The organism is Bradyrhizobium sp. S3.3.6, from assembly GCF_040546905.1.
GTDB classification, from domain to species: Bacteria; Pseudomonadota; Alphaproteobacteria; order Rhizobiales; family Xanthobacteraceae; genus Bradyrhizobium; species Bradyrhizobium cytisi.
Window position 1 is genome coordinate 12,064 of record NZ_JBEPOT010000022.1, and the last position, 16,699, is coordinate 28,762.

The window sequence follows — 16,699 nt, forward strand, 5'->3', positions numbered from 1 at the left end:
GATGGGCGGCGAGGCCACGGCGCGGGACGGACGGCGGCTGCGCCTGCACGTGCGCGGCGCGGTACAGGGCGTCGGCTTTCGCCCCTATGTCTACGGCCTCGCCACGCGCTACCGCCTCGGCGGCTTCGTCGCCAACGATTCCCATGGCGTCGTCATCGAGGTCGAGGGCGAGCGCGCGTCGGACTTCGTCAGGGCACTGCCGCTGGAAAAGCCGCCGCTCGCCCGGATCGACAAGATCTCGGTGCAGCCGGTCGGGGCGGTGGCGAGCGAGGGGTTTTATATCCGCGCGAGCGACCAGGGCAGGGTGTCGACACGCATCGTCGCCGATGCCGCGACCTGTCCAAAATGCCTAAGCGAGCTGTTCGATCCAGCCAGCCGGTTCTATCGCTACCCCTTCGTCAACTGCACCCATTGCGGTCCGCGCTATACCATTGCCGAGCGGCTTCCTTACGACCGCGCGACCACGGCCATGAAGCGCTTTGCGATGTGCAAGGCCTGTGCGGGCGACTATGCCGATCCCGACAGCCGCCGCTTCCATGCTGAAGCGATCGCCTGCCCGCAATGCGGCCCGCGGCTCAGCCACGGTATCGAGGACATCGCTGCCGCGATCGCCGCAGGCAAGATCGTCGCAGTCAAGGGGCTCGGCGGTTATCAGCTCGTCTGCGATGCCCGGGACGAGGCGGCCGTACAGCGCCTGCGCCAGCGCAAGCAGCGCGACCAGAAGCCGTTTGCCGTCATGGTCGGCTCGGTGGACGCGGTCGCCGGCATCGCCGACGCCGATGCTGCCGAGCTCGCCTTGCTCGAGACGTCGCCGCGGCCGATCGTGCTGATGACATCGCGCCATCGGCTCTCGCCAGCGATCGCGCCGGAGCTGGCGCGGATCGGCATCGCGCTGCCGGTCACTCCGCTCCTTCATTTGATCTTCGAGGCGCTGGATGCGGCCTATCCGCTCGCCGGCGAGAGCTGGGCGATCGTCGCCACCAGCGCCAATCCCGGCGGCGAGCCGCTTCTGATCGACAATCGCGAGGCCGAGCTGCGGCTTGCCGGCATCGCCGACCTCATCGTCAGCCATGATCGCGACATCGTCACCCGCGCCGACGATTCCGTGGCGGCCGTCGTCGCCGGCCGGACGCAGTTCAGCCGCCGTGCCCGCGGCTACGTGCCGGAGCCGGTTCGGCTGACGCGACCGGTGCCGCCGATCCTTGCGGTCGGCGGCGCGTTGAAGTCGACCGTGACGGTCACGCGCGGCAGCGAGGCCTTCGTTTCCCAGCACGTCGGCGACCTCGACACCGCCGAAGGCGTCCGTGTCTTCGAGGAAACCATCGGCCACCTGCTGTCGACGCTGGACGTCGAGCCGGCGGTTATCGCCCATGATCTGCACCCGAACATAGCCTCGACCCGCTTCGCCGAAGCGAGCGGGCGGCGGCTGATCGCAGTCCAGCACCATCATGCCCATGCCGCCTCCGTGATGGCGGAGCATGGCCTCGCGGGATCTGCGTTGGCACTGGTGCTCGACGGCTTCGGCCAGGGCAGCGACGGCGGCAATTGGGGGGGCGAGCTCCTGCTGTGCGAGCGCGCGCAGTTCCGGCGGCTCGGCCATCTGGCGCCGATGAAGATGGCGGGCGGCGATCGCGCCGCGCGCGAGCCGTGGCGCATGGCTGCAAGCGCATTGCATGGCCTGGCCCGCGGCAACGTGATCGCGACCCGGTTTGCGGCGCAGCCGCAGGCTGCGCGTCTCCATGCCTTGCTCGACCAGCCGGGCGTACCGGTGACGACCAGCGCCGGCCGGCTGTTCGACGCGGCGGCGGGGCTGCTCGGTCTCTGCCAGGTGCAGAGCTATGAGGGCGAAGCCGCGATGAAACTGGAGGCGCGGGTTCGCGCGCCGCGCTCCATGAAAGACGGCTGGAGGATCGAGGATGGGGTGCTGTCCCTGTTTCCGTTGCTTGCGCGCCTCGCGGCCGAGGGCATCGATCCGGTCGAGGGGGCCGGGCTGTTCCATGGCACGCTCGCCGCTGCCTGCGTCGACTGGATCGCCCGCGCGGCGCGCGAGACCGGCGTCACGACCGTCGCCCTGAGCGGCGGCTGCTTTCTCAACGCGATCCTCAGTTGCGAGATCGAGCGCGGCTGTATCGCCGCCGGTCTCTTGCCGCTGCTGCCGCGGCAAGTGCCGCCCAATGACGGCGGTCTCAGCCTCGGCCAGGCCTGGATCGCCACGCTCCAACTCGAACAGTACGGCCTGGAAGGAACCGCCTGATGTGTCTCGCGATACCTGCTGAGGTCACGCGGCTCCTGCCCGACGAGATGGCGATCGTCTCGATCGACGGCGTCAGCAAGGAGATATCGGTCGCCTTGATCGAGAATCTCGCCGTCGGCGACTATGTGATCATCCATGTCGGCTATGCCCTGACGAAGATCGATCCCGAGGAGGCAATGCGGACGCTCAAGCTGCTGCGCGAGCTTAGCGCCGAGGGGCAGGGAGCCGCGTCATGAAATATGCCGACGAGTTTCGCGACAAGGAGATCGCGCTCGGGCTTGCGAAAGCGATCCGCGCGGAAGCCGATCCGCAAAAGCTCTATCGCTTCATGGAATTCTGCGGCGGCCATACCCACGCGATCTCGCGTTACGGCCTCGAGGACATGCTGCCGAAGACCGTGCGGATGATCCACGGCCCCGGCTGTCCGGTGTGCGTGCTGCCGGGCGGACGCATCGACATGGCGATCCGGCTCGCCGAGCGGCCGGACGTCATCCTGTGCGTCTATGGCGACCTGATGCGCGTTCCCGGCTCGCAGGGCGCATCGCTGTTGAAGGCGAAGGCGCGCGGCGCCGACATCCGCATGGTCTATTCCACCATCGACGCGATCCGGATCGCCGAGGACAATCCCGGACGCGAGGTCGTGTTCTTCGCCATCGGCTTCGAGACCACGACGCCGCCGACTGCAGTCATGATCCGGCTGGCGGAGAAGAAGCAGCTCGAAAACTTCACCGTGTTCTGCAACCACGTGCTGACGCCGCCGGCAATGCAGAACATCCTGGAAAGTCCCGACATCCGCAACATCGGCCGGGTCGAGATCGACGGTTTCGTCGGGCCGGCCCATGTCTCGACGATCATCGGCACGGCCCCTTACGAGTTCTTTGCCGAGGAGTTCGGCAAGCCCGTGGTGATCGCGGGCTTCGAGCCGCTCGACATGATGCAGGCAATCCTGATGCTGGTGCGGCAGGTCAATGAGGATAGGCACGAGGTCGAGAACCAGTACAGCCGCGCGGTGAACCGCGACGGCAATCTGCGCGCCAAGGAGGAGGTCTCCGACATCTTCGAGCTGCGCGATCAGTTCGAATGGCGGGGGCTCGGACAGGTTCCCTATAGCGGGCTGAAGCTGAAGCGCGCTTACGCCATATACGACGCCGAGGTGCGCTTCGACATGCACGAGCTGCGCGTCGACGACAATCCCGCCTGCGAATGCGGCGCCATCCTGCGCGGCGTGAAGAAGCCGGTCGACTGCAAGCTGTTCGGCACCGTCTGCACGCCGGAGACGCCCATGGGCTCCTGCATGGTCTCCTCCGAAGGCGCCTGCGCCGCACACTGGACCTATGGCCGCTTCCGCGACCACCAGCAAAGGCGCGTGTCATGAAGGCCTACCAGCGCAAGCTCGACATCAGGAACGGCTGCGTCGACCTGTCCCACGGCTCGGGCGGCCGGGCCATGGCGCAGTTGATCTCGGGTCTGTTCCACGAGGCCTTCGGCAATGAATGGCTGGCGCGCGGCAACGACCAGTCGGCATTCGACGTTAGTGCCGGGCGGATGGTGATGACGACCGACGGCTATGTGGTCTCGCCGCTGTTCTTCCCCGGCGGCAATATCGGCTCGCTTGCAGTGCACGGCACCGTCAACGATATCGCCATGGCCGGTGCACGCCCGCTCTACCTCTCTGCAAGCTTTATCATCGAGGAAGGCTTCCGCTTCGCCGACCTCAAGATGATCGCGGAATCGATGGGCGAGGCTGCGCGCACGGCCGGCGTTCACATCGTCACCGGCGACACCAAGGTGGTCGAGCGCGGCAAGGCCGACGGCCTGTTCATCTCGACCGCCGGCGTTGGGGTCGTGCCCCACGGGCTCGATCTCTCGGCGGAGAATGCCCGCGTCGGCGATCGCGTCCTGATCTCGGGCACGCTCGGCGATCACGGCGTGGCGATCATGTCGAAGCGGCAGAATCTCGCCTTCGAGACCGAGATCGTCTCGGATTCGGCGGCGCTGAACGATCTCGTCGCGAAGATGGTCGAAGCCGGCGGCCGCGGCATCCGCCTGATGCGCGATCCCACCCGCGGCGGGCTTGCCGCCACGCTGAACGAGATCGCCCAGCAGTCCGAGCTCGGCTTCCATCTTCGCGAGGAGGCGATCCCGGTCAAGCCGGGCGTCGCGGCAGCGTGCGAGCTGCTCGGGCTCGATCCGCTCCATGTCGCCAATGAGGGCAAGCTGGTGGCGATCGTGGCGCCCGAAAATGCTGCTGCAGTGCTGGCCGCGATGCGCGCGCATCCGCTTGGCCGCGACGCCGCCGACATCGGCGAGGCCGTGGCCGACGATCATCATTTCGTGCAGATGGCCACGAGCTTCGGCGGCGGGCGGATCGTCGACTGGCTGTCGGGCGAGCAATTGCCGAGAATCTGTTGAGGCAAATCATGCGCATCCTGCTCCTGTCGCATTCCTTCAACAGCCTGACGCAGCGGCTGCATGTCGAGCTCAGGGATCGAGGCCACGATGTCGCGGTCGAGCTCGACATCCATGCCGAGGTCACGCGCGAGAGCGTGGCGCTGCATCGGCCGGACCTTATGATCGCGCCGTTCCTGAAGCGGGCGATTCCCAACGACGTCTGGCGCAGCCTGCGGTGCCTGGTCGTCCATCCCGGTCCGCCCGGCGATCGCGGTCCGGCGGCGCTCGACTGGGCGATTCTGGACGGTGCAAGCGAGTGGGGCGTCACGGTCTTGCAGGCGGATGGCGAGTTCGACGCCGGTCCGGTCTGGGCGTTCCGCAGCTTCCCGATGCGGCGCGCGCCTAAGTCCAGCATCTACCGCAATGAGGTGACGTCCTGCGCGGTTGCGGCGGTGCTCGAAGCCGTCGCGGCGATCGAATCCGGACGGCCTGCCCCGCAGCCGATGGACACGGACGACCCGCGCATTCGCGTGCGCGGACCTTGCCGCCAGGCGGGCCGGGCGATCGACTGGCAGCACGACACCACCGCGACCGTGCTGCGCAAGATTGACAGCGCCGACGGCATGCCGGGCCTGGTCGACAGTCTGTCCTTCCAGGAGGTCAGGCTGTTCGATGCGCATGAGGCGCACGGCATCTCCGGCGTGCCCGGCACCGTCGTCGCGCAATGCGACGGCGCGCTGGCGCGCGCCACGGTCGATGGTGCGGTCTGGATCGGGCATGTCAGGAAGCTCGCGCCGAAGAGCCTGAAGCTGCCGGCGGCGAAACTCTTCGCCGCCGAGGCGGCGCATCTGCCGCACCGTCCCGGCTGCGGCTACGCCCCGATCCGGTATCGCGAGCATCGCGAGGTCGGCGAGCTCGCGTTCTCCTTCTACAACGGCGCCATGGCGACCGCCAACTGTGAGGCCCTGCTCGAGGCCTATCGCGCGGCGCTGGCGCGCCCGACCAGGGTGCTGCTCCTGACCGGCGGCCGGGATTATTGGTCGAACGGCATTCATCTTGCAGAAATCGAGGCGGCCGACAGCCCCGCGGATGAGTCCTGGCGCAACATCAATGCGATCGACGATCTTGCCCGCGCGATCATCGAGACCACCGACCGCCTGGTCGTCTCGGTCATTCGCGGCAATGCGGGTGCGGGCGGCGTCTTCCTGATTCTTGCCGCCGACGAGGTCTGGGCAAGCGACCAGATCGTCCTCAATCCGCATTACAAGGACATGGGCAATCTTTACGGCTCGGAATACTGGACCTATCTGCTGCCGCGCCGTGCGGGCGCCGCGAACGCAACCCGGATCACGCAATGCCGGCTCCCGATGGGCGTGGCGGAGGCGCGGCGCCTCGGCATCGTCGATCGCGTGCTATCGGGCGAGGAGCTTGCCGATATAAGCCTCGTACAGCGCGGCGCCACCATGGCGTCGGATGCCGGCTTTGCCATGCGCCTCGCCGCCAAGCGGCAGCGGCGCGCCGCCGATGAGGCCGAGAAGCCCCTGCAATCCTACCGCGACGAGGAGCTGCGGCGGATGAAGCTGAATTTCTACGGCTTCGATCCGAGCTACCACGTCGCGCGCTACAATTTCATCCACAAGGTGCCGAAGTCGCGCACGCCGCTGACCATCGCTGGTCACCGGTCCCGGCGTGCGCCAGATCGGCCTGTCGGAATGGCGGTGCCATCGTGAGCATTCAGGGAACCATTCTCGTCGTCGACGACGAGGTCCGCTCGCAGGAAGCGCTGCGGCGCGTGCTCAGGGAGGATTTCGAGGTGCTCTGCGTCGGCAATGCGACCGATGCGGAGAAGCTGCTGGAGGGCGAGATCGTCCACGCGATCCTCTGCGACCAGCGGATGCCGCACGAATCCGGCGTGAGCTTCCTGAAGCGCGTCCGCGAGCTCTGGCCGGATCCGGTGCGGATGATCATTTCCGGCTATTCGGAGTCCGAGGACATCATCGCAGGACTGAACGAAGCCGGCATCTATCAATACATCACCAAGCCCTGGCAGCCGGACCAACTGGTCGAAACCGTCAAGGAGGCGGTTCAGCTCTATCGGCTGCAGAAGGAGACCGAGACCGCCGGCGTCGACGTCAAGGCGACCTCGGGGAACATCAAGAAGGTCGTCTCGGTCAAGCGCGGAGTAGCCAAGCAGCTCTGAGATTTCGACCGCATCGTGCATTCGACGGAAAGCCCGATGCACGCCGTGATCGAGCTCGGCAGGCGCGCCGCCGACTACGATATCTCGGTTCTGATCACCGGAGAATCCGGTACCGGCAAGGAGCTTCTGGCCAGCGCGATCCATTACGGCTCGGCGCGGGCCAACAAGGCGTTCGTGGTCGAGAACTGCGGCGCGCTGCCGGACGAGCTCTTGGAAAGCGAGCTGTTCGGTTGCAAGAAGGGCGCCTTCACCGGCGCCTACCAGGATCGCATCGGCGCCGATGGCGGTACTCGACGAGATGGGCGAGACCTCCGCGGCGTTCCAGGTCAAGCTGCTGCGTGTGCTGCAGGAGAGCGAGATCCGGCCGCTCGGCGCGCAGCGCGTGCGCAAGGTCGACGTTCGCGTGGTGGCGGCGACCAACCGCGACCTGGAGGCCGAGGTCGAGGCCGCTCGCTAATGCCGTCAAATTAGAGCTGCCCGGCAGCGTATTGATATCCAATGTCGCCGACGGCGGCATGCCACGGTTCTTGCGACGGCGCTTCGTGGTACGCGGAATTATCCGATTACTTGGACGGCCCTAATGCCGCGATCGGAGTCTTTTCGCCCTTGCCGCTCATGCCTCCGCCCCGAACGATAGTCGGTATGAGGCCATGAGATTGTAGGCTTCTCCGGCAAGAAACAAATATAGAGCGCAGGTATGACCGCTGGATAGCTATGGCGTACAAATAAGACGGATCGCACCCCTTTCTGACGCCCTCCGACATCACGCGATGCAAGCGATCGGTGCGGATCACGAGATGGATCAAGCATCGCGCGGCGACATTCGAGTCAATAGTGTCGCCTAGCACCGTGGTCCGCATAGCGTTAATGACTTTGATTTGCTCGATGTCCGTTATCAACTCATCCAGTGTCAATGAGCCGTAGAGCGATTTACGCGAACAGAACCAGTCCTCCACGCCATTTTCGGCAATGCCCACAACCTCTGGCTTGGAGCCGCGACCGATGTAGCTGGGTCCGCTCCACCTCCTTCGTGGGGTAATGCAGAAAGCCGCGCAGGAGCAAGCGCGGGACATAATGCTGGCGCTTACCAGCTATGAGGAGACCTATCCCAGGCCTAGGGTAGGTCCCGGAGGTCAAGTGTGCCGTTGTTGCAACCACTGCTGTCGCATTTACGACGTATGTCGCAATCGCTTCGATGGCCGATGGTGCTGCAGTTGGATCGGCAGCTGATTGGTGCTCCAAGGCTTGTGTTGGCAGGAGAGTTTGCGATCTCCGTCGCGTGGTACGGCACTTGCTGATCGCGTTCCAGTCGTCTCGGCTCCAGGAGCAACACATGATCGATGGGCAAGTCGTTGAGCTTTCCGCACGAGAAAAGCAGTGCCTGCAGTGGGTAGAGGAGGGCAAATCATCCTGGGAAATAGGCGTGATATTGAGAATCAGCCGGAACACCGTCGATTTTCACATCAAGAACGCCATGCGAAAGCTGGAAGTGACCACCCGAATCCAGGCTGCTATCAAAGCGCGCCGCCTCGGGCTTCTTTGAACTATTGGAGTGCTGCTGTTGTCAACTTGTGCCGACGGCACGTATAACATCCGGTGCTAGGACTACTCCATGAGATGGGATCCGCATCTGCCGAAAGTAGCGGCCCGTTGTGAGCGCAGCGGTATAGTGAGTCGGCCGTGAAGAATCCTGATTGGCAGGCTGATTGACCGTGGTTTCGGAGGGTACCGATGATTTGCCACAACAAGGGCCTGAGCCAGCAGATTAGGCGGCGGAAGTTATAGCCGACGGCGGCGAGAACGGCGTTGTTGGTGTCACCTTGGCGATGCCAGAGGCAGTTGTGGCCGATGCTATGCTCGGATTTGAGGTGGCTGATGACCGGCTCGATGGCGGAGCGCCGTCGCAGCTCGCGCTTGGTCTGTGGCGTCACCCGCCGCTTCTGTCCTGAGATGAACACGTCGAGGAGAGCGCGCTCGATAGTATTGCCGATCAGCGCTTCCATCTCTGGGATGACGGTTGCAAGTGTGTGGGCGTCATAGGGGTTCCCGGGCAGCGCCTTCACATGGGTCACGAACTGCCCGCCGCGGGCCGGCGCCAGCGTGTTGGCGACCGAGACCTTGACACCGAACTCGTAAGGCCGGTGCGCCTCGCCCTTGCCGATGCACTCCACCTCCGGCGCGTGCAGCGAGTAGAGTTTCGGGCCACGCTGGTGCCGCTTCTGCTCAAGCACTTGTCGCGCCCGCGCCAGCATGCGCTCCAACTCGACCACACCGAGCAAGTCGGTGTTGCCGCCGAGTTTGTGGCCTATGTCGCGGATGATGCAGCCGAGATAAGTCTTGAGTTTCTTCAACGGCCTGGTGTCGCGCTTGAACTGTTTGGCGTGGGCGTATCGCTGGTGCTTAATCAGCGCGATCTTGCCCACCCTGGCATAGGACTGGCGCAGCTTGACACCATGTCGCTTCTCCAGCCGGATCAATCGCGGGTGCGGTTCAGCAGCTTGGCACCGGCATCACATTCTTGGGTTGCACCGTCGTATCGTTCCCTTGGTTGCATCGCTCCCTCCAATGCGATCAGGGAATCTCGGCTTGCGATTCGACGGAATCCTCAAAGATGAAATTGCAAGCTTTTGTGCCGTCAAAGCCCGAAAGCTTGCAATATCAAAGTTAATCTCGCCCGGAAAATCGATTCTTGATCAACCGCTTGGACGGTTCTTCACGAACGACTAACTAGACACCCAGCAAAGACGGGCCGCAGGGCGTCGCATCGCTTGTTGTGGGCTAGGCTGTATCGCAATCGCCTAAATGATCCTAGACGTTCTGCTGGTAGTCGCGAGCGCTTCGAAGGCGCATAGCCCCGATTGTGCATCTGCGATTAACATCGCCCTTCATGTCTCCTCCTGCGGCTGCACTTTGGGAGCTCCAGGAGAGTTTTCTTGCGGAACCGAACAAGACCCGCTGCAACAGACCTTCTCGCCTCTATAGTTGGCCAAGGTTTGGAGCAGCCGCGGCATATAATACTGTTTTGTATCTTCCGGCACGATTTCCGGATCGTCTAGCCATGTCATTGCCCGCTCGATCAGCTCGATCGCGCGTTGCTTGTCACCACTCTCGTAGTAATACTGAGCGAGCGCCCCATGAGAATAGAAGTCGAGGCCATCGCTGGCTTGCCCAGGATTGAGGATATGTTCCGACACATCCCTGCCGATCGCAAAGCGTTCCGCACGCGGAAGGTGGGCCTTATCGTTCTCCGGATCAAAGAGTTGCCTCATCACGATATTCAGCCCATACACAGCCTCTGACTGTTTCTCGATCGCATCTCGAACCAGTTGGCGCAAGACCTGGAAGCCGGTCGCCGTGTCGCGCATTTTGTGAAGCAACAGATCCACATGAATCTCGCTGAACTCGAGATTGTCCGGCATTGCGGCAATGCCCTCTTCGACCGCTGACAGCGCTGCCGGCCAATCCTTTGCTTCCATCGCCGATCGAATTGTCCGGCGGATTGAGGATACGCGCGCCATGCGTTGATTTTTCGCAATCCGTTTCGCTTCGGCGGCTTTAGCTTGATCGCTGCTGCGCCAAGTGCCGTTGATAATTTTCGGCAAGACAGCGTCGATTTGGGTCGGATCACCGATAAAGGCAATGTGGCCGTCGCGGTCGACGACGAACGATGTCGGAATCAAAAGGGAAGAGCTGGCATCCATCCAAAGCTTGTTCATTTCGCCGGTACTGTCGAACCCGATTCGATAGTTCAGATTTGAGAACTTTTCGGTCAACCATGCGTCCAACGTGGTGCGAGCCTCATCCGCCGTTGGTGCTTTTTCATAAGCTGCGACCCCGACGACCTCAACCCCTTCGTCTTTGTATTTTGCTTGCAGCTCTATCAGATGGGGCATCATCCCCTCACATGGGCCGCACCAAGTTGCCCAAAATTCGACGATGTACACTTTCCCGGGCTGGAAGTTCGTGAGGGGCTCGCCACGCAGCCAGTTCTCGACTTTGAGCGAAGGAGCCGGGGACTCCGTACATCGCGCCATGATTATCTCCAAAGTTAGTTGTTGCGCGACCTTGTCGCTTTGGCTGAATTAGCAATCACCGTGCCAGGCAGTCCGCGCGCACTAAGCACATGACAAAGCTTTGAAAAACATCCACACGCCCTGTAGGGTCCCCTGTATGTAACCTGACATGCTTTGCGTCGGCGTCGGATTTCGGGCACGCATCGCGACCTTCGTGCCGCCAGAAGATCGTCTTGCGAATGCGCATTAGCGCGGAGGCGCGTGAGAAACCCGATCGTGCTCGCTGACCGACAAATTCCAAAGGTCAGGGCGACGATGAGCTTGCTTCGCTTTTTAGGATCGGCTGGTCCGTTGGTCGAGATGCGCCCTCTTTCCAAGCCGTTCGCAAGCTGGCGAGGAACGAGTCGATCGGCGGCCGGCAGTAGTTGAATCGCCCGCCGATTTCACGTCATCGGCAATCTGCGATCTCGTTCGTCTGGCATGTCCCCGCATTTTGCGACGAAGCCGCTAGGATACGTAAGCTTGAAGAGCTATACGGGGCTGTCGGCGGCCCTTCATCTTGCTGAAGGAGGAGCGCGTGTCGCGCTTTTGGAGGCGTCTGAAATAGGATTCGGCGGCTCCGGGCGGAATGTCGGGCTCGTGAATGCGGGCATGTGGCTCATGCCTGACGCGCTTCCGGACGCGCTCCGCGCGCCGTTTGGAGAACGGTTGCTTGAACAACTCGGGCGCGGACCGCAGAAGGTGTTCGAACTCATCGAAAAGCACGACATTGAATGTGAAGTGGAACGTGCCGGCACCTTGCATTGTGCGGTCGGACGTAGGGGCCTGGAGGAGATTGAGGCTCGTGCCGAACAGTGGCAGAAGCGTGGAGCGCCCGTCTTGGTGCTAAATGCGGAGGCAACCCACAGGAAAGTAGGCGGTGGCGACTACACCGGCGCGCTGCTCGATAGCCAAGCCGGCACCATACAGCCATTGGCCTATGCGCGAGGGTTAGCGCGGGCCGCGCTTGCGATGGGAGCCAGGACATTTACGCAAAGCGAGGCCATCGTGGCGCAACACAACGGTTTGCGCTGGAGAGTCGGCACCGAAAGCGGATCTGTAGAGGCCGACTGGGTGGTCGTCGCGCGGACGCTTATAGCAAAGGACTTTGGTCGGAGGTACGGCAGGAACAGATTCAACTGCCCTATTTCAACTTTGCCACCCCTTCTCTGCCCGCCGATCTGAGAAAGTCGATCCGGCCTGAGCGGCAGGGTGTGTGGGACACTCGAGAGGTCCTCTCTTCGTTTCGCCTCGATCGCTCCGGGCGAGCCGTGTTTGGCAGTGCTGGAGCGCTTGTGGGGATGGGGCAATCTATTCACCGGGCCTGGGCCCAAAAATCGCTGCGCAAGCTTTTTCCAGGACTTCGGGGCGTCCAGTTTGAAACCGGCTGGTTTGGCATGATTGGTATGACGTCGGACAACTTGCCCCGGCTTCACAAGCTGGACCACAACGTCATCGGTTTCAGTGGCTATAACGGCCGCGGAATCGCACCAGGCACAGTGTTTGGCAGTGTTTTGGCTTCGTACGTATTGGGGCAGATCGCGGAGAACGATTTGCCGTTGCCGGTCACTGCCGTTGAACGCCAGCGTTTTCGTGTAGCTCAGGAAGCCTTTTATACGGCGGGCTTCCAGCTTTTTCACCTGATGGATTCCTGGTTTTGATCGCCTGGGCAACTCGGTTGGCACTCTTTCTTCGCAGCAGTATGGAACGATGCCGCGATCTGAGTATCGATGCCATCGACTACATGTATGTTTGACCGAGCGAACGAACGAGTAATTACGTGGCAGTCCTTCTCTGCCGCGGAGTTGACGTCGGCACGAAAATGGGCTTGGGATGGCATGAAGAAAGCTGCTTCCGATATGTGAATCGGAGATGACAACCACGTCGGAGAACAGCTCATTCGGCGCGCTGGAGGCGGCACAAGAAGAGAGGCCGTCCCACGCTTGCCGGTCTTGGCGATCTGTCGACCGCAGCCATAATCTGCCGTCGCGTCAGGTCCCCCACGCCGCTATCGGCGTGATCCTTAAGCGCGAGCCGCAGCGCCGACATTGCTGGCTTCCAATTGATGACTTGACGTTCGATCAAGGACGTCTGGTGGGGACCACCTTCAACAATGAGGGTCGCAAGCGTGGTGCGCTGCTTCTTGCCGCCTCGCCTCGGGCTTCGCGTCGTTCCGGTCCAAGCCCTTGAAGTCCTCGCCTGCGGCGATGGTGGCGGCCTTGCGACAGCTCCTCGTCCCGATCTGTGTTTCGCTGGCCGCTACGCGCCGCAGCTGTCAAGGGTGGCCGAAGGCCCATCGGGGCGACTCGGGCGACAACGCCACGCGCCTTGGCCGGTGGCCATCGGGCAAAGGCCGCTAAGCTGCTTCAATCGCACAAATGATGGCCGTGCAGATACAAGGGCTACCCAGCGCAAGACCCTCGGCGCGTGGCCCAAGTATAATGAGAAGGCCGCGCGCAGCCCGGCCGAACAAGGAGATGGCCCACAACGAAAAGCCTTGACACCAATCGCCCCGTACAAGTCCTTTGACCCCTTGCAGACGCGGGGCGCCTATTGCTGCGATCTGTCTTCAAGTAGCCGGTCGCGGAGCTCCTCCGACACGAAACGCTCCGCCCTATCATTGTCGCCGCGGAATGCTGAACACGACGCGCTGGATGACGGCAGCAGTCTGCACCAGCGTGCTCATCTTATGAAGGCCGCCGATAATCAGGATCTGCGCGCCGGCCTATGATGCCGCGCGCGGCCGATCGCGCACCGCCGGTCCCTCGCTCGGACAATCTGGTGGCGGCACGAGCTCAAAACGGCAGTCTGCCGTGACATCGTCCCCCAGCTCGGTCATGAAAGCCCGCAATCGCTTTTCATGAACGGCCAGATACGTGGGGATCGTGGTGAGTGATCGACCAAATAATGGCGGATCACAGTTACGGCTGGCGACTCTCGTGAGCGGAGCGTGTGGACGAGGCAGTGATCGCTAGCGGAAATCTGCGCCTGTCAGGACAAAGAGCCAATCACGACTGAATGCGTTGGGCGGGCCTCTCGGCGCTTTCGCCGCGATTTCATTGATGTCAGTTCTGTTCGGATCGAGCGCACCGAACGGCCTCTTCGATGGAAGTGCCTCCCTGCAATAATCGGTCAAGCCGCGACGCTTGCACTACTCTGCGTGTTGCGACAAAGAGAGGACGGCGAGCGCTCTGGGTCCGTGATCCAGTCATCCTCGCTCGATGTGACGTTATCAGCCATCGCCAAACCTTCCGCGGGTCCGGGCGCGATCACTCTCCCCGCTCTGCATCGACAATTCCGACGACAGCGTGGCCGCTCAGACAATGGCAGCGGCCGGGCAGCTATCACCTTGCCGAAACAGGCAATTTCCTGTGGCCTGCGCCACCGGCGGATTCTGTCAGAATACAAGCGCGCTTAATGTCTGAAACCCGCCTTCGACTATGTTCGAAAGCCACGTTGCGCAAAGAAAGACGCGAGCGTGCCTCTTCTATCGTGCTGGCCCAAATCCTGCAGCGGCTCTCCGCGCCAGGAAGTTTGGCGGCGGCAACAGGATGGGAGTCGTGTTTGGGCATCGATCTGTCAATCGAGAATGCGGTAGCCGCACCGGAGGTCGCGTGCCTGCACCCCGCTGGGGCCCGGCCCTCTTCTCCAAACAGGTTTTCGATGAGCACCGCTACGCGCATTGATCCACAATGCGAACATTTCGCCATAGACACCGGACCGTACCCGACAGACGTCGTTGACGGCGTCAGTCGAAAGCCTGGCCGAGGCTGTTCCGCCTCAATCGGCTCGGCCAGATGCTGCTCCCGCAAGACCTCTTTCCCAATCTCAAGGCGACCTCGGTATCGATCTCGACATGACTTGATCGGCGCGTTGCCGCGCGCACCCGGTTTCCAGCACCGCCAATGCCTCTCGCGTCACGGCTGACGGTTGCTTTCTCAACTCTGAAGCGAGGCGTCGATAGATGATCGATGAACTGGATCTGCGAACCTTCAAGCCGCATCCGCAACGCGACGCCGTGCTCGGCGAAGTGAACGCGCGCCCTTTCACGCGCCTTGTCTCGCCATTCAGCGTGATCCACTTCGCTGTTCTTGCGCAAGGCGAGGCGGCCGCAAGCGATCGCTGCCGTTTTATCGATTTCTGCCTGGAGCGCAATCTGCGCCCGCCTAAGCAATCGGCGAAACATCATCAGATTGTCATCGGGCCCGCTATGCTACGCTGGGAGCAGCATTCGGAATTTACAACATTCACCTGGATCTGGACTAACACAAATGGTCCTGCCGCTCACCAATTCAGGAACGTTGATGATACCGTCCGATCGCTGATCCGAGCGTTGCGGCAGACGGGTCAATTGCTGGTCGCGATCAGGTTAGAAGTGGAGCAAGGCGCCGCGCCGACCAAGCGCGCCGAACAGATTTTTGACAAGAATAGCCTGGCCATGGTTGCCACAAAGAGCGGTGCAGGCGTTGTCGCCTCAGACTTCCGCGTGGACGAAAACGGCTTTACGAAAATCCTCGTCTGCGACCTCGGAATGACGTCGCACGATCTCGGAGCGCTGGTGCAACGGCTCCTGGAAATCGAGACCTACCGTCCGTTGGCGCTGCTTGGCCTGTCGGCGGCCCTTGAGCTTGCACCGTCTGTTGATCGCATCGACCGCCGTCTTGTTGAAGCGCTCGAAGAAATGCAAAGCGGTGAGGGGCTGCAATTCAACAACCATCTGCTTGCCGAGCTGACGGCGTTGGCTGCCTCCTTCGAAAGAGGTGCGACCGGTAGCCTGTTTCGCTTCGGCGCCAGCAAGGCCTATGACGAGCTGGTCCAATCGCGACTATCCATCATTGAAGGCAATGACATCTCGGGCTATCCGAGCTGGTCGTCGTTTCTGGCGCGCCGCATGGCGCCGGCGATGCGGACCTGCGCGACCGTGGAGGAGCGTCAGGCGGCTCTGTCGGTCAAGCTCGCGCGTGCCGCCGATCTGTTGCGAACCCGTGTCGACGTCGAAATCGAGCAACAGAATCATGACCTGTTGCATGCTATAAATGAGCGCACGAGGCAGCAACTTCGGCTGCAGTGCACGGTCGAAGGATTGTCGGTCGCGGCGATTGGATATTACGTGGTCAGTCTGTTTAAATATCTTGCCGAGGGCGCGCACGATGTCGGATTGCGAGTAGATCCCTCGTACCTAACCGCCGTCTTCGTCCCGATCGCCGTCGGCGTGATCTGGCTGGTGAGTTACAAGATCCGAAAGCGACACTTCAAGCACGACGACGCGCCCTCGGTGACTCGTGACTAATGCTCCTTGAGAGAATCAGTGCGTCCGTCCTACGAAGCTCGCATAGTTGGGGTGTGACGCTACCGCCAGAGCCCCGCGCTTCAATTGATCGGGAGGGGGACGTCTCGCGACGCCACCCTTCCCTCACAATCTGGCATACACGGGTCCGTACCGCGGCGGTTCGACTGAGTTAAGCTGGCCGAGGAACCAATATTCGGAGAGACCGCGAGCGTCAAAGAAGTGGTTGCGCAGGGTGTGCTGCACCGCCGGTTCCCGGACATTCGCCAGAGCCCGCCGGCGAACCGGCGGCAATCGATGCGGCGAACTTCGCGATGCCGAGGCGGCGAAGCTCCATGAATCGCTTGTGCCGATTCTGCCATTGTCGCCAGAGATACATTCGCTGTCTTCAGTGAATCCAGGCTTCCAAATTTGTGAGCACGCCAGCAGTCTGGCGGAACGCCAAGTACACGCGCCATCCGATGAGGTAAGGCAACAGGTCTTTGATCCTTTCCAGATTGATGCCCCATGTCCGG

Annotated in this window: 9 protein-coding genes and 4 pseudogenes; 10 read left to right on the forward strand and 3 right to left on the reverse strand. The window is 62.2% G+C overall.

Annotation, left to right across the window (positions count from 1 at the left end):
- Position 1: 1 nt before the first annotated feature.
- The 8 genes and pseudogenes from hypF (at position 2) to ABID59_RS36345 (ending at position 8,388) form a co-directional block, all read left to right on the forward strand.
- Positions 2-2,254 (forward strand): carbamoyltransferase HypF, encoded by a 2,253-nt coding sequence (gene hypF / locus ABID59_RS36310; protein WP_354086540.1) that lies wholly within the window; start codon positions 2-4, stop codon positions 2,252-2,254.
- Positions 2,254-2,490: a HypC/HybG/HupF family hydrogenase formation chaperone gene (locus ABID59_RS36315; protein WP_354086541.1), complete on the forward strand. Its 237-nt coding sequence runs from the start codon at positions 2,254-2,256 to the stop codon at positions 2,488-2,490. The genes hypF and ABID59_RS36315 overlap by 1 nt, the downstream gene beginning before the upstream one ends.
- Positions 2,487-3,629, forward strand: a complete 1,143-nt coding sequence (gene hypD / locus ABID59_RS36320) for a hydrogenase formation protein HypD (RefSeq protein WP_354086542.1) — start codon at positions 2,487-2,489, stop codon at positions 3,627-3,629. The genes ABID59_RS36315 and hypD overlap by 4 nt, the downstream gene beginning before the upstream one ends.
- Positions 3,626-4,666, forward strand: coding sequence for a hydrogenase expression/formation protein HypE (hypE, locus tag ABID59_RS36325; RefSeq protein ID WP_354086543.1), 1,041 nt, complete (start codon positions 3,626-3,628; stop codon positions 4,664-4,666). Before hypD ends, hypE begins: the two co-directional genes overlap by 4 nt.
- An 8-nt stretch (positions 4,667-4,674) precedes the next feature.
- Positions 4,675-6,375 (forward strand): hydrogenase maturation protein, encoded by a 1,701-nt coding sequence (locus tag ABID59_RS36330; RefSeq protein WP_354086544.1) that lies wholly within the window; start codon positions 4,675-4,677, stop codon positions 6,373-6,375.
- A complete protein-coding gene (locus ABID59_RS36335; RefSeq protein ID WP_354086545.1) occupies positions 6,372-6,845 on the forward strand; it encodes a response regulator in 474 nt (157 codons plus the stop codon). The genes ABID59_RS36330 and ABID59_RS36335 overlap by 4 nt, the downstream gene beginning before the upstream one ends.
- 36 nt (positions 6,846-6,881) lie before the next feature.
- Positions 6,882-7,302: pseudogene (locus tag ABID59_RS36340) on the forward strand (sigma-54 factor interaction domain-containing protein).
- A gap of 876 nt (positions 7,303-8,178) precedes the next feature.
- Positions 8,179-8,388, forward strand: coding sequence for a LuxR C-terminal-related transcriptional regulator (locus ABID59_RS36345; protein ID WP_502916855.1), 210 nt, complete (start codon positions 8,179-8,181; stop codon positions 8,386-8,388).
- A 196-nt stretch (positions 8,389-8,584) separates the two neighbouring features.
- On the opposite strand, the pseudogene ABID59_RS36350 reads toward ABID59_RS36345, so the two are convergent.
- Positions 8,585-9,383: pseudogene (locus tag ABID59_RS36350) on the reverse strand (transposase family protein); the annotation flags it as partial.
- 347 nt (positions 9,384-9,730) lie between these two features.
- Positions 9,731-10,879, reverse strand: coding sequence for a redoxin family protein (locus tag ABID59_RS36355; protein WP_354086546.1), 1,149 nt, complete (start codon positions 10,877-10,879; stop codon positions 9,731-9,733).
- 459 nt (positions 10,880-11,338) lie between these two features.
- Between ABID59_RS36355 and ABID59_RS36360 the strand changes: the two are divergent.
- Positions 11,339-12,558 (forward strand): annotated as a pseudogene (locus ABID59_RS36360) (NAD(P)/FAD-dependent oxidoreductase).
- Positions 12,559-12,827: 269 nt separating this feature from the next.
- Here the strand turns inward: ABID59_RS36360 and ABID59_RS36365 are convergent.
- Positions 12,828-13,124, reverse strand: a pseudogene (locus tag ABID59_RS36365) (tyrosine-type recombinase/integrase); the annotation flags it as partial.
- 1,737 nt (positions 13,125-14,861) lie between these two features.
- Here ABID59_RS36365 and ABID59_RS36370 point away from each other — a divergent pair.
- Positions 14,862-16,187 carry a DUF3422 family protein gene (locus tag ABID59_RS36370; protein WP_354086547.1) on the forward strand — a complete coding sequence of 442 codons (1,326 nt, stop codon included), beginning with the start codon at positions 14,862-14,864 and terminating at the stop codon, positions 16,185-16,187.
- The last annotated feature ends 512 nt before the right edge of the window (positions 16,188-16,699 follow it).

Bases quoted from the DNA above. Each gene is read 5' to 3' on its own strand.
- hypF (WP_354086540.1), top strand. From the start codon at position 2: ATGGGCGGCGAGGCCACGGCGCGGGACGGACGGCGGCTGCGCCTGCAC.
- ABID59_RS36315 (WP_354086541.1), top strand. From the start codon at position 2,254: ATGTGTCTCGCGATACCTGCTGAGGTCACGCGGCTCCTGCCCGACGAG.
- hypD (WP_354086542.1), top strand. From the start codon at position 2,487: ATGAAATATGCCGACGAGTTTCGCGACAAGGAGATCGCGCTCGGGCTT.
- hypE (WP_354086543.1), top strand. From the start codon at position 3,626: ATGAAGGCCTACCAGCGCAAGCTCGACATCAGGAACGGCTGCGTCGAC.
- ABID59_RS36330 (WP_354086544.1), top strand. From the start codon at position 4,675: ATGCGCATCCTGCTCCTGTCGCATTCCTTCAACAGCCTGACGCAGCGG.
- ABID59_RS36345 (WP_502916855.1), top strand. From the start codon at position 8,179: ATGATCGATGGGCAAGTCGTTGAGCTTTCCGCACGAGAAAAGCAGTGC.
- ABID59_RS36355 (WP_354086546.1), bottom strand. From the start codon at position 10,879: ATGGCGCGATGTACGGAGTCCCCGGCTCCTTCGCTCAAAGTCGAGAAC.
- ABID59_RS36370 (WP_354086547.1), top strand. From the start codon at position 14,862: ATGATCGATGAACTGGATCTGCGAACCTTCAAGCCGCATCCGCAACGC.